This is a genomic window from Streptomyces echinoruber (genome assembly GCF_014651135.1).
Classification (GTDB): domain Bacteria; phylum Actinomycetota; class Actinomycetes; order Streptomycetales; family Streptomycetaceae; genus Streptomyces; species Streptomyces echinoruber.
This window is the reverse complement of sequence record NZ_BMWH01000003.1, coordinates 279,981-292,339: the sequence shown is the minus strand read 5'-3', so window position 1 is coordinate 292,339 and position 12,359 is coordinate 279,981. Positions and strand designations below refer to the sequence as shown.

General features: G+C 73.5%; 9 protein-coding genes. 7 read left to right on the top strand and 2 right to left on the bottom strand.

Going from position 1 to position 12,359, the window contains the following annotated elements; all coding sequences use genetic code 11:
- Window positions 1–15 precede the first annotated feature (15 nt).
- A complete protein-coding gene (gene meaB, locus IE225_RS06360; RefSeq protein ID WP_190056340.1) occupies window positions 16–972 on the bottom strand; it encodes a methylmalonyl Co-A mutase-associated GTPase MeaB in 957 nt (318 codons plus the stop codon).
- A 40-nt stretch (window positions 973–1,012) separates the two neighbouring features.
- Window positions 1,013–2,215: an acetyl-CoA C-acetyltransferase gene (locus IE225_RS06355; RefSeq protein ID WP_190056339.1), complete on the bottom strand. Its 1,203-nt coding sequence runs from the start codon at window positions 2,213–2,215 to the stop codon at window positions 1,013–1,015.
- 149 nt (window positions 2,216–2,364) lie between these two features.
- Between IE225_RS06355 and mce the strand changes: the two genes are divergently transcribed.
- The 7 genes from mce (at window position 2,365) to IE225_RS06320 (ending at window position 12,346) form a co-directional block, all read left to right on the top strand.
- Window positions 2,365–2,805: a methylmalonyl-CoA epimerase gene (mce, locus tag IE225_RS06350; RefSeq protein WP_190056338.1), complete on the top strand. Its 441-nt coding sequence runs from the start codon at window positions 2,365–2,367 to the stop codon at window positions 2,803–2,805.
- A gap of 209 nt (window positions 2,806–3,014) precedes the next feature.
- Window positions 3,015–6,896, top strand: coding sequence for a polarized growth protein Scy (gene scy / locus IE225_RS06345; RefSeq protein ID WP_190056337.1), 3,882 nt, complete (start codon window positions 3,015–3,017; stop codon window positions 6,894–6,896).
- Between the two features lie 224 nt (window positions 6,897–7,120).
- Complete coding sequence (locus tag IE225_RS06340; protein ID WP_190056336.1) at window positions 7,121–8,059, top strand: coiled-coil domain-containing protein; 939 nt, start codon at window positions 7,121–7,123, stop codon at window positions 8,057–8,059.
- Between the two features lie 155 nt (window positions 8,060–8,214).
- A complete protein-coding gene (locus IE225_RS06335) occupies window positions 8,215–9,165 on the top strand; it encodes an ATP-binding cassette domain-containing protein (protein WP_190056335.1) in 951 nt (316 codons plus the stop codon).
- A 4-nt stretch (window positions 9,166–9,169) separates the two neighbouring features.
- Window positions 9,170–9,937: an ABC transporter permease gene (locus tag IE225_RS06330; RefSeq protein WP_190056334.1), complete on the top strand. Its 768-nt coding sequence runs from the start codon at window positions 9,170–9,172 to the stop codon at window positions 9,935–9,937.
- Window positions 9,938–10,214: 277 nt separating this feature from the next.
- Window positions 10,215–11,495 (top strand): ABC transporter ATP-binding protein, encoded by a 1,281-nt coding sequence (locus tag IE225_RS06325; protein WP_190056333.1) that lies wholly within the window; start codon window positions 10,215–10,217, stop codon window positions 11,493–11,495.
- Window positions 11,492–12,346: an ABC-2 transporter permease family protein gene (locus IE225_RS06320; RefSeq protein ID WP_190056332.1), complete on the top strand. Its 855-nt coding sequence runs from the start codon at window positions 11,492–11,494 to the stop codon at window positions 12,344–12,346. Before IE225_RS06325 ends, IE225_RS06320 begins: the two co-directional genes overlap by 4 nt.
- Window positions 12,347–12,359 lie beyond the last annotated feature (13 nt).

The following is a 12,359-nucleotide window of genomic DNA, read 5'->3' as shown; positions in this document are numbered from 1 at the left end:
CCCCCGGGGTCGTGCTCAGCCCTGCGTGAGCTCCTCCAGCAGCTGGTCCGCCGCCCGGTACGGGTCCAGCTCGCCGGCGACGATCCGCTCGGCCAGCGCGCCGAGGCGGCGGTCGCCGTGCAGGTCGCCGATGCGCTCCCGCAGCGCGGTCACCGCGATGGTCTCGACCTCGCGGGCGGCCCGGGCCAGGCGGCGCTCGGCCAGGACGCCTCGCTCCTCCATCCAGGCGCGGTGCTTCTCCAGCGCCTCCACGACCTCGTCGACGCCCTCGCCGCGGGCGGCGACCGTCTTGACGATGGGCGGGCGCCAGTCGCCGGGGGCGCGGGCCTCGCCGAGGCCGAGCATGTGGTTGAGCTCGCGCGCGGTGGCGTCGGCACCGTCGCGGTCGGCCTTGTTGACGACGTACACGTCGCCGATCTCCAGGATGCCGGCCTTCGCCGCCTGGATGCCGTCGCCCATGCCGGGCGCCAGCAGCACCACGCTGGTGTCGGCCTGGGAGGCGATCTCCACCTCCGACTGGCCCACGCCGACCGTCTCCACCAGGATCACGTCGCAGCCGGCCGCGTCCAGCACCCGGATGGCCTGCGGCGCCGCCCACGCGAGGCCGCCCAGGTGGCCCCGCGTCGCCATGGAGCGGATGTAGACGCCGGGGTCGGAGGCGTGCTCCGACATCCGCACCCGGTCGCCGAGCAGCGCGCCGCCGGAGAACGGCGACGACGGGTCGACGGCGAGCACGCCGACCCGCTTGCCCTGCCGCCGGTAGGCCGACACCAGCGCGGACGTCGAGGTCGACTTGCCGACGCCCGGGGAGCCGGTCAGGCCGACGACGTAGGCGTTGCCGGTCAGCGGCGCCAGGGCCGCCATGACCTCCCTCAACTGCGGGGACGCCCCCTCCACCAGGGAGATCAGCCGGGCGACGGCCCGTGGCCGGCCTTCCCTGGCCTGGGCCACCAGAGAGGAGACGTCCTGCATCACAGCTCCGTTCACGTCAAGAGGTCGGTCGAGAGGGGACTCAGGCCTTCGGCACCCGCACGATCAGCGCGTCGCCCTGGCCGCCGCCGCCGCACAGCGCGGCCGCGCCCACGCCGCCGCCCCGGCGCTTCAGCTCCAGCGCCAGGTGCAGCACGATGCGGGCACCGGACATGCCGATGGGGTGGCCGAGGGCGATCGCGCCACCGTTCACGTTCACCTTTTCGGGGGTAACGCCCAAATCTTTCATGGACTGGACGGCGACCGCAGCGAACGCCTCGTTGATCTCGATGAGGTCGAGGTCGGAGACCTCCAGGCCCTCCTTCTTCAGCGCGTGCCGGATGGCGTTGGACGGCTGCGACTGCAGCGAGTTGTCCGGGCCGGCCACGTTGCCGTGGGCGCCGATCTCCGCGATCCACTCCAGGCCCAGCTCCTGCGCCTTGGCCTTGCTCATCACGACCACGGCCGCCGCGCCGTCGGAGATCTGCGAGGAGGAGCCGGCCGTGATGGTGCCGTCCTTGCTGAAGGCCGGGCGCAGCTTGGCCAGCGACTCGACCGTGGTCTCCGGGCGGATGCCCTCGTCCTGGCTGAACAGGACCGGGTCGCCCTTGCGCTGCGGGATCTCCACCGGGGTGATCTCGGCCTCGAAGACGCCGTTCTTCTGGGCGGCGGCGGCACGCTGGTGGGACAGGGCGGCGATCTCGTCCTGCTCGGCCCGGCCGATGCCGAGCCGCGTGTTGTGCTTCTCCGTCGACTCGCCCATCGCGATGTGCTCGAAGGCGTCGGTCAGGCCGTCGTACGCCATCGCGTCGAGCATCTGGATCGCACCGTACTTGTAGCCCTCACGGGACTTGGGCAGCAGGTGCGGGGCGTTGGTCATGGACTCCTGGCCGCCGGCGACGACGATGTCGAACTCGCCGGCGCGGATGAGCTGGTCCGCGAGCGCGATCGCGTCGAGGCCGGACAGGCACACCTTGTTGATGGTGAGCGCCGGGACGCTCATCGGGATGCCGGCCTTGACCGCGGCCTGCCGCGCCGGGATCTGCCCCGCCCCGGCCTGCAGCACCTGGCCCATGATCACGTATTGCACCTGGTCGCCCCCGATCCCCGCACGGTCGAGGGCGGCCTTGATGGCGAAGCCGCCGAGGTCGGCTCCGGAGAAGGATTTCAGCGAGCCGAGCAGCCGCCCCATCGGGGTGCGGGCACCCGCGACGATGACGGAGGTCGTGCCGTTCGTTGCAGCCATGAGGTGAGATCCCCTTCCAGCTCGAGCGAGCCGAGGAGTGAACGAGGGTTTACTTCGAATGTACTGAGGGGTAGTCCGGGCCGTCATCGGGCCGTCGGTGTGATCGCGCGCACGTTGCGTAACCATCCCGACAGCGCTCCACTGATTCCATGCTGACGCGAATCGACCACATCGGGATTGCCTGCTTCGATCTCGACGCCACTGTCGAGTTCTACCGGGCCACATACGGCTTCGAGGTGTTCCACACCGAGGTCAACGAAGAGCAGGGCGTGCGCGAGGCCATGCTCAAGATCAACGACACCTCGGACGGCGGCTCCTCCTACCTCCAGCTCCTGGAACCGATCCGGGAGGACTCCACCGTCGCCAAGTGGCTGGCGAAGAACGGGGAGGGCGTCCACCACATCGCCTTCGGCACCGCGGACGTGGACGGCGACGCCGAGCAGATCCGGGGCAAGGGCGTGCGCGTCCTGTACGACGAGCCGCGACGCGGTTCCATGGGGTCGCGGATCACCTTCCTGCACCCCAAGGACTGCCACGGCGTCCTGACGGAACTGGTCACTTCCGCGCCTGTTGAGTCGTCTGCGCACTGACCCTCGTACGAAGGGGCCGGTAGGGTTGGGTGCGGTCGCCTTCTCTCGGGGGGTGGCCGCATACCGGGGTCCGGGTTTCGGGGGTCGCGCGACGGGGCAACAGCCCATGCTCCGCCGCCCATCTGACACCATTCCCCGGGAGCCCCGTTCCGCGTATGGACGGAGCTCGTTTGGGAGACTTGCGACCAGGGGACGGATGGGACCGCGCAGTGCGGGGCTACGAGAGCCAGGAGCGAGAGCCGGCGGCTGACGTCGACCACCTGACTCGGTTCGAGGCCGAGATGAAGCGGCTGAAGACCGAGCGGGACAAGGCGATCCAGCATGCCGAGGACCTCGGCTACCAGGTCGAGGTGCTGCGCGCCAAGCTGCACGAGGCGCGCCGCACCATCATGTCCCGGCCCGCCTACGACAGCGCCGACATCGGCTACCAGGCCGAGCAGTTGCTGCGCCAGGCGCAGATGCAGGCCGACCAGATCCGCGCCGAGGCCGAGCGGGAGCTGAGCCAGGCCCGCGCCCAGACCCAGCGGATCCTGCAGGAGCACGCCGAGCAGGCCGCCCGCCTCCAGGCCGAGCTGCACGCCGAGGCCGTGGCCCGCCGCCAGCAGCTCGACCAGGAGCTCGCCGAGCGCCGGCAGACCGTCGAGTCACACGTCAACGAGAACGTGGCGTGGGCCGAGCAGCTGCGCGCCCGCACCGAGGCCCAGGCCCGCCGGCTGCTGGAGGAGTCCCGCGCCGAGGCCGAGCAGGCCCTGGCCGCCGCCCGCGCCGAGGCCGAGCGGCTGACCGCCGAGGCCCGCCAGCGCCTCCAGGGCGAGGCCGAGGCCGCCCGCGCGGAGGCCGAGCAGGTGCTGCGCCGCGCCCGCGCCGAGGCCGAACGCCTCCTCAACGCCGCCTCCACGCAGGCGCAGGAGGCCACCGAGCACGCCGAGCAGCTGCGCGCCGCCGGCGTGTCGGAGTCGGAGGCGGCGCGCCGGCGCGCCGCCGAGCTGAGCCGCGCCGCCGAGGAGCGCATGGCGCAGGCCGAGACCGCGCTGCGCGAGGCGCGCGCCGAGGCCGAGAAGCTGGTCGCGGAGGCCAAGGAGGCCGCGGCCAAGGCCCTGGCCAGTGCCGAGTCCGCCAACGAGCAGCGCACCCGCGTCGCCAAGGAGCAGGTCGCCCGCCTCGTCGAGGAGGCCACCAAGGAGGCCGAGACGACCAGGGCGGAGGCCGAGCAGCTGGTCGCCGACGCCCGCGCCGAGGCGGAGAAGCTGCTCGCCGAGGCCGCCGAGAAGGCCCGCAGCATCACCGCCGAGGAGGCCGCCACCCAGCTGTCCAAGGCGGCCCGGACCGCCGAGGACGTCCTGAACAAGGCGCAGGAGGACGCCCGGCAGACCACCCGGGCGGCCGCCGAGGAGGCCGAGCGGATCCGCCGGGAGGCCGAGGCCGAGGCGGACCGGCTGCGCGCCGAGGCGCACGACATCGCCGAGCAGCTCAAGGGCGCCGCCAAGGACGACACCAAGGAGTACCGCGCCAAGACGGTCGAGCTGCAGGAGGAGGCCCGCCGGCTGCGCGGCGAGGCCGAGCAGCTGCGCGCCGAGGCCGTCGCCGAGGGCGAGAAGATCCGCGCCGAGGCCCGCAAGGAGGCCGTGGCGCAGATCGAGGAGGCGGCCCGGACCGCCGAGGAGCTGCTGGCCAAGGCGAAGGCCGACGCGGACGAGCTGCGCACCACCGCGCAGACCGACAGCGAGAAGGTGCGCACCGAGGCCATCGAGCGCGCCACCACGCTGCGCCGGCAGGCCGACGAGGTGCTGCAGCGCACCCGCAAGGAGGCCGAGAAGGAGCGCGCGGAGGCCACCGAGCAGGCCGAGCGGATCCGCGAGGAGGCCGAGCGGGCCGCGCGCGAGCTGCGCGAGGAGGCCGAGCGGGCCGTCGCCGCCCGGCAGGCAGAGGCCGCCGAGGAGCTGGCGCGGCTGCAGGCGGAGGCCGAGCAGCGGCTGGCCGCCGCCGAGCAGGCCCTCGCCGAGGCCCGCGAGGAGGCCGCCCGCATCCGGCGCGAGGCCGCCGAGGAGACCGAGCGGCTGCGCAGCGAGGCCGCCGAGCGCATCCGCACGCTGCAGCAGCAGGCGGAGGACGAGGCGGACCGGCTGCGCACCGAGGCCGCCTCGGACGCCTCCGCCGCCCGCGCCGAGGGCGAGGCCGTCGCCGTACGGCTGCGTTCGGAGGCCGCCGCCGAGGCCGAGCGGCTGCGCACGGAGGCGCAGGAGACCGCCGACCGGGTGCGCGCCGAGGCGCAGGCCGCCGCCGAGCGGCTGGGCCAGGAGGCGTCCGAGACGCTGGCCGCGGCGCAGGAGGAGGCCAACCGGCGCCGCCGCGAGGCCGAGGAGCTGCTCGGCGCGGCCCGCGAGGAGGCCGACCAGGAGCGCGAGCGGGCCCGCGAGCAGAGCGAGGAGCTGCTGGCCGCCGCGCGCCGACGGGTGGAGGAGGCCGACGCGGAGGCCCGCCGCCTGGTGCAGGAGGCCGACCGGCGCGCCACCGAGCTGGTGTCGGCGGCCGAGCAGCACGCCCAGCAGGTGCGCGACTCCGTCGCCGGGCTGCACGAGCAGGCGCAGGAGGAGATCGCCGGTCTGCGCTCCGCCGCCGAGCACGCGGCCGAGCGCACCCGCCGGGAGGCCCAGGAGGAGGCCGACCGGGTCCGCGCCGACGCCTACGCCGAGCGGGACCGGGCGAGCGAGGACGCCTCCCGCATCCGCCGCGAGGCCGCCGAGGAGACCGAGGCCGCCAAGGCGCTCGCCGAGCGCACCCTCGCCGAGGCCATGGCCGAGGCGGAGCGGGTGCGCTCGGAGGCCGACGAGCACGCGGTGCGGGCCCGCACCGAGGCCGCGGACACCATCGCCGAGGCCGACCAGGCCGCCGCCCGCACCCGCGCCGAGGCCCGCGAGGACGCCAACCGCATCCGCTCCGACGCGGCCGCGCAGGCCGACACCCTCATCACGGAGGCCACCGCCGAGGCCGAGCGGATGCTGGCCGAGACCACCGCCCAGGCCGACCGGGCCCGCGCCGAGGCCGCCGCGGAGGCGGACCGGGTGCGTACGGAGGCGGTCGCCAAGGCGGAGAAGCTGCTCGCGGACGCCACCGACGAGGCGGAGCGGCTGCGCGCCGAGGCCGCCGAGGCCGTCGGTTCCGCGCAGGCGCACGCCGAGCGCACCCGGGAGGAGGCCGCGCGCCTGCGGGCGGAGGCCGAGGCCGAGGCCGAGCGGGTCACCGCGGCCGCCCGCGAGGAGGCCGAGCGCACCCTCGACGAGGCCCGCAAGGAGGCCAACAAGCGCCGCTCGGAGGCCGCCGAGCAGGTCGACAAACTCATCACCGAGACCACCGCCGAGGCCGACAAGTTGCTCACCGAGGCGCAGCAGCAGGCCGTCAAGACGAAGGCGGACGCGGAGGCGCAGGCCGACACCATGGTCGGCGCCGCCCGCAAGGAGGCCGACCGGATCGTCTCCGAGGCCACCGTCGAGGGCAACGCGCTGGTGGAGAAGGCCCGTACGGACGCGGACGAGCTGCTCGTCGGCGCCCGCCGGGACGCCACCCTGATCCGGGAGCGCGCCGAGGAGCTGCGGGCCCGCATCACCGCCGAGATCGAGGACCTGCACGAGCGGGCGCGGCGCGAGGCCGCCGAGACGATGAAGTCGACCGGCGACCGCTGCGACGCGCTGATCAAGGCGGCCGAGGAGCAGCTCGCCAAGGCGGAGAAGAAGGCGAAGGAGATCGTCTCGGAGGCCGACACCGAGGCCGGCAAGGTGCGCATCGCCGCCGTGAAGAAGGCCGAGGGCCTGCTGAAGGAGGCCGAGCAGAAGAAGGCGGCGCTCATCAAGGAGGCCGAGGAGCTCAAGGCCGAGGCGATCCGCGAGGCCAAGCGGACCGTGGAGGAGGGCCGGCGCGAGCTGGAGATCCTCATGCGGCGCCGGGAGGACATCAACGCGGAGATCTCCCGTGTGCAGGATGTGCTGGAGGCGTTGGAGTCGTTCGAGGCCCCGGCGGCGCCCAAGGACGGGGGCGTCAAGGCGGGGGCCACCGCGGGTGCCACTCGTTCGGGTGGCAAGTCGTCAGAGAGCTAGGGACGGGCAACCCGTTCGGGTGGCAGGATGGCGGACCGGTGGCCAGGACGCGCGTTCCGGTGTGTTCTGACACCTTTGACCAGATCTTCGGCCGGCCGTCCGGCGCCCAGCCGCCCAAAAGGGGTGTCATTCTCCAGATCAAACCTGTATCCGCTCGATGACACGCCGCTTCGGCCCCTAGGATTCCACCTATCACCTCACCGGTCTCATTCGACAGGAACCCCATGAGCGACACTTCCCCCTACGGCTTCGAGCTTGTGCGGCGTGGGTACGACCGCGCTCAGGTGGACGAACGTATCGCCAAGCTCGTCTCCGACCGTGACAGCGCCCTCGCTCGCATCACCGCGCTGGAGAAGCGCATCGAGGAGCTGCACCTCGAGACGCAGAACGCGCAGGCCCAGATCAGCGATGCGGAACCGTCGTACGCGGGTCTCGGCGCACGCGTCGAGAAGATCCTGCGCCTCGCCGAGGAAGAGGCCAAGGATCTGCGCGAGGAGGCGCGGCGCGCGGCCGAACAGCACCGTGAGCTCGCCGAGTCGGCGGCCCAGCAGGTGCGCAACGACGCCGAGGCGTACGCGGCGGAGCGCAAGGCCAAGGCCGAGGACGAGGCCGTGCGGATCGTCGAGAAGGCCAAGAGCGAGGCCGCCCAGCTGCGCGCCGAGGCGCAGCGGGACGCGCAGGCCAAGCGTGAGGAGGCCGACGCCCTCTTCGAGGAGACCCGCGCCAAGGCCGCCCAGGCCGCCGCGGACTTCGAGACCAACCTCGCCAAGCGGCGCGAGCAGTCCGAGCGCGACCTGGCGGCCCGTCAGGCCAAGGCCGAGAAGCGCCTCGCGGAGATCGAGCACCGCGCCGAGCAGCTCCGCCTGGAGGCGGAGAAGCTGCGCACCGACGCCGAGCGCCGGGCCCGCCAGACGGTGGAGACGGCCCAGCGGCAGGCCGAGGACATCGTGGCCGACGCCAACGCCAAGGCCGAGCGCATCCGTTCCGAGTCCGAGCGCGAGCTGGCGGCCCTCACCAACCGGCGCGACTCCATCAACGCCCAGCTCACCAACGTCCGCGAGATGCTGGCGACGCTCACGGGTGCGGCCGTCGCGGCGACCGGTACGCCGTCGACCGACGACGAGCCCGTCTCCCGGGGCGTGCCGGCGCAGCAGTCGCGCTGACCGTCCTCGACAGCCCCGGCCCCGGCCGGTGACCCAAGGCCCGCGTCCCCGCGCAGGGGCGCGGGCCTTCGGCGCACCGTGTCGCTCCACCGCCACCGCCCGGGGGGGCGGGTGCCCGGGTGGCGGGTGCCCGGGGGGCGGCTTAGCGTGGCCGCATGATCGAACTGGCCGGGCTGACGAAGCGGTACGGCGAGAAGGTCGCGGTCGACCGCCTCACGTTCACCGTGCGGCCGGGGGTCGTCACCGGCTTCCTCGGGCCCAACGGCGCCGGAAAGTCCACCACCATGCGGATGATGCTCGGACTCGACCGGCCCACCGCCGGGGAGGTCCGCATCGACGGCCGGCCCTACGACCGGCTGAAGGACCCGCTGACGTCCATCGGCGCGCTGCTGGAGGCGAAGGCCTGGCACGGCGGGCGCAGCGCCTTCCACCACCTGCTGTGCCTGGCGCAGAGCAACGGCATTCCGCGCGGCCGGGTGCACGAGGTGCTGGAGACGGTCGGTCTGGCGGCGGTGGCCCGGAAGAAGACGAAGACGTTCTCGCTGGGCATGGGCCGGCGGCTCGGCATCGCCGCCGCGCTGCTGGGCGACCCGCGGGTGCTGCTGTTCGACGAACCGGTCAACGGCCTCGACCCCGAGGGCATCCACTGGATCCGCACGCTGATGAAGTCGCTGGCCGCGCAGGGGCGGACGGTGTTCGTCTCCTCCCACCTGATGAACGAGATGGCCGTCACCGCCGACCACCTCATCGTCATCGGGCGGGGACGGCTGCTCGCCGACACCTCCATGGCCGAGTTCATCCGGCGCAACGCGCGGTCGTACGTCCGCATCCGCACCCCCGAGCGGGAGCGGCTGCTGGACGTGCTGCACGAGGCGGGCGTCACGGTTGTCGAGACCCTGGGCGGCGATGTGGAGGTGGCGGACGGCAAGGCCGAGCGGATCGGCGAACTGGCCGCGCAGCACCGGATCGTGCTGCACGAGCTGAGCCCGCGGCAGGCGTCCCTGGAGGAGGCGTTCATGCGGCTGACCGCGCAGACGGTGGAGTACCACGCGCAGGACGAGACGCCCGCCCCGCGGTGGGGCGCCGACCGGCGGAAGGGGAACTGAGGCGGTGGCCGTGCGCAACGTCGTCCGCTCCGAGTGGACCAAGATCCGGTCAGTGGCGTCCACGGTGTGGACGCTCTCCCTCGCCCTGGTGGTCACGGCCGCCCTCGGCATGCTCGTCTCGGGCCTGCTGCGCCACGACGTCGGCAGGCTCGGCCCGCACCAGCGGCTCGCCTTCGACCCGACGTTCGCCGCCTTCGCCGGGATGAACATCGGTCAGCTCGCGATGGTCGTCTTCGGGGTGCTGGTGGTGTCGAACGAGTACAGCACCGGCATGATCCGCGCCTCGCTGGCCGCCGTACCGCAGCGCGGCACCTTCTTCCTCGCCAAGATCGCCGTGGCCACCGGCCTCGCCCTCGCCGTGGGCATGGCGACCAGCTTCGCGGCCTTCTTCCTCGGGCAGGCCATGCTCGGCCCGCACCGGGCGTCGATCGGCGACCCGGGCGTGCTGCGCGCGGTCGTCGGCGGCGGCCTCTACATGACCCTGATCGCCGTCTTCTCCATGGGCGTCGCCGCGATGCTGCGCTCACCGCTGCTGTCGCTGGGCATCCTGATGCCCTTCTTCTTCCTGATCTCGCACGTCCTCGGCAACGTCGACGCCACCAAGAGGGTCGGCCGCTTCCTGCCCGACCAGGCCGGCAGCCGCATCATGCAGGTCGTCGCCCCGGCCGACGACACCCCGTACGGCCCCTGGGCCGGCCTGGGGATCATGGTGCTGTGGGTGGCCGCGGCGCTCGCGGGCGGGTACGCGGTGCTCAAGCGGCGCGACGCCTAAGGTCCGTACGGACACGTACGGACCGTACGGACGGACGGGGCGGTCACCGGCGGGCGGCCACCGGCGTCCCGTGCCGTCCGGCCACCGCCGTCCCGTGCCGTCCGGCCACCGCCGTCCCGTGCCGATCGGCCACCGCCGTCCCGTGCCGTCCGGCCTCGTTCGGGACCGTTACGCCTTTTGCTTGTTCTTGAACGGAACCGTCGGCGCCTGGATATCCTCCTAACCCTTGCGGGGGCGTCTGCCCCCGCTGTCCTGATCCTTCCGATGGGTGCGGAGCATGATCGAAGCAGTCGGCCTGACCAAGCGCTACGGCGACAAGACCGCTGTGCACAACCTCTCCTTCCAGGTGCGCCCGGGCATGGTCACCGGCTTCCTCGGGCCCAACGGCTCCGGCAAGTCCACGACCATGCGGATGATCCTCGGGCTGGACAACCCCACCTCCGGCAGGGTCACCATCGCCGGCCGCCCCTACCGGGAGCTGCCCAACGCCCCCCGCCTGGTCGGCGCGCTGCTGGACGCCAAGGCCGTGCACGGCGGCCGCAGCGCCCGCAACCACCTGCTGTGCCTGGCCCAGATGTCCGGCATCCCGGCCCGCCGGGTGGACGAGGTGCTCGGCGTGGTGGGCCTGCAGGACGTGGCGAAGCGGCGGTCCAAGGGCTTCTCGCTGGGCATGGGCCAGCGGCTCGGCATCGCCGCCGCGCTGCTCGGCGACCCGCAGGTGCTGCTGTTCGACGAACCGGTCAACGGCCTCGACCCCGAGGGCATCCTGTGGGTGCGCAACCTGATGCGGGCCCTGGCCGCCGAGGGACGTACCGTCTTCGTCTCCTCCCACCTGATGAGCGAGATGGCCCTCACCGCCGACCACCTCATCGTCATCGGGCGCGGGCAACTGCTCGCCGACATGAGCGTGAAGGACTTCATCTCCGCCAACTCCGCGGACTTCGCGCGCGTGCGCACCCCCGACACCGAGCCGCAGCAGCGGGAGAAGCTGACGTCCGCGCTGACCGAGGCCGGTGCCCACGTGCTGCCCGAGCCGGACGGCGCGCTGCGCGTGACGGGGCTGCCGCTGCCCCGCATCAGCGACATCGCGCACGAGGCCGGCGTACGCCTGTGGGAGCTGTCGCCGCATCAGGCCTCGCTGGAGGAGGCGTACATGCGCATGACGCAGGGCGTCGTCGACTACCGCTCGACGGTCGACCAGCGGGAGGGCCTGATGGCGCCGCCGCAGCCGGGCGCGCAGCCGCCGCTGCCCGTTCCGGGGCAGGGCCAGCCGGGCTGGTACCCCCCGCCGCCGCCCGGTGCGGGCGGCGCCCCGTACGCGCCGCCGCAGCCCGGCCCCTACGGCACTCCGCCCGCGCACCCCGCGCACCCCGCCGCGCCGCCCGTCAACCCGTACGCGCAGCCGGCGCCCCGGCCCACGGCCGACCAGGGCGCGGCCGAGCCGGGCGCGGCTCAGGACAGGACCGCGCAGGAACGGCCCGCGCAGGACCGGCCCGCCGCCGCGCCGGCGGCGGCGCAGCCCTCCGCCGCCCGCACCGACACCGAGGACGCACGATGAGCACGCCCCAGCCCCCGCTGCCGCAGACCGCGCCCGCCCCGCCCTGTCCCGGCTACACCTCGCCGATCCCCGTCGTGCGCACGCACCTCGGGCACGCGATCGCCGCCGAGTGGACGAAGATGCGCTCGGTGCGCTCCACGATGTGGACGCTCGGGGTGTTCGTACTGCTGACCATCGGCGTGGGACTGCTGCCCGCGCTGGTCGTGGTCGGCACCGACACGGACCTGTCCAGCGGCGAGAACCCGCTCGGCACCGGGGCCTTCGGCCTGCTCGTGGGCTCCGTCTGCCTGATCACCCTCGGGGTGCTGACGATGTCGTCGGAGTACGGCACCGGCATGATCCGCACCACGATGACCGCCTGCCCGAACCGCGGCCGGGTCCTCGCCGCCAAGAGCATCGTGTTCTTCGCGGTCGCCTTCGTGGTCAGCCTGGTCGCCATCACGCTGGTCTCCCTCGCCGACGTGGCGCTGCTGGAGGGTCACGGTGCCCGGCAGCCCACCGGCGCGGAATGGCTGAAGGGCACGGTCGGCGTCTCCCTCTTCGTGGCCCTGCTGGGGCTGCTGTCGCTGTGCGTCGGCTCGCTGCTGCGGCACTCCGCCGGCGCCATCACCGTCATGATCGGCGTCATGCTGGCGCCGCTGGTCCTGGCGCTGTTCATGTTCTCGCGGGCGCTGGAGGGCGTGCGCGAGTTCCTCTTCGAGTACTCCCTGCCGAGCCAGTTCTTCGTCTTCTACGGCGCCGCGCTCGACGAGAAGGGCCCGTCCGGCTGGGACCCGCTGTGGATCGTGCTCGGGCTGACGGCGGCCGGGTACGCCGCCGCGCACCTGCTGCTGCACAAGCGGGACGTGTAGGCCGGCGCGGCCC

Excerpts from the sequence above, each read along its gene's own strand:
- meaB (WP_190056340.1), bottom strand. The coding sequence starts at position 972 with ATGCAGGACGTCTCCTCTCTGGTGGCCCAGGCCAGGGAAGGCCGGCCA.
- IE225_RS06355 (WP_190056339.1), bottom strand. The coding sequence starts at position 2,215 with ATGGCTGCAACGAACGGCACGACCTCCGTCATCGTCGCGGGTGCCCGC.
- mce (WP_190056338.1), top strand. The coding sequence starts at position 2,365 with ATGCTGACGCGAATCGACCACATCGGGATTGCCTGCTTCGATCTCGAC.
- IE225_RS06340 (WP_190056336.1), top strand. The coding sequence starts at position 7,121 with ATGAGCGACACTTCCCCCTACGGCTTCGAGCTTGTGCGGCGTGGGTAC.
- IE225_RS06335 (WP_190056335.1), top strand. The coding sequence starts at position 8,215 with ATGATCGAACTGGCCGGGCTGACGAAGCGGTACGGCGAGAAGGTCGCG.
- IE225_RS06325 (WP_190056333.1), top strand. The coding sequence starts at position 10,215 with ATGATCGAAGCAGTCGGCCTGACCAAGCGCTACGGCGACAAGACCGCT.
- IE225_RS06320 (WP_190056332.1), top strand. The coding sequence starts at position 11,492 with ATGAGCACGCCCCAGCCCCCGCTGCCGCAGACCGCGCCCGCCCCGCCC.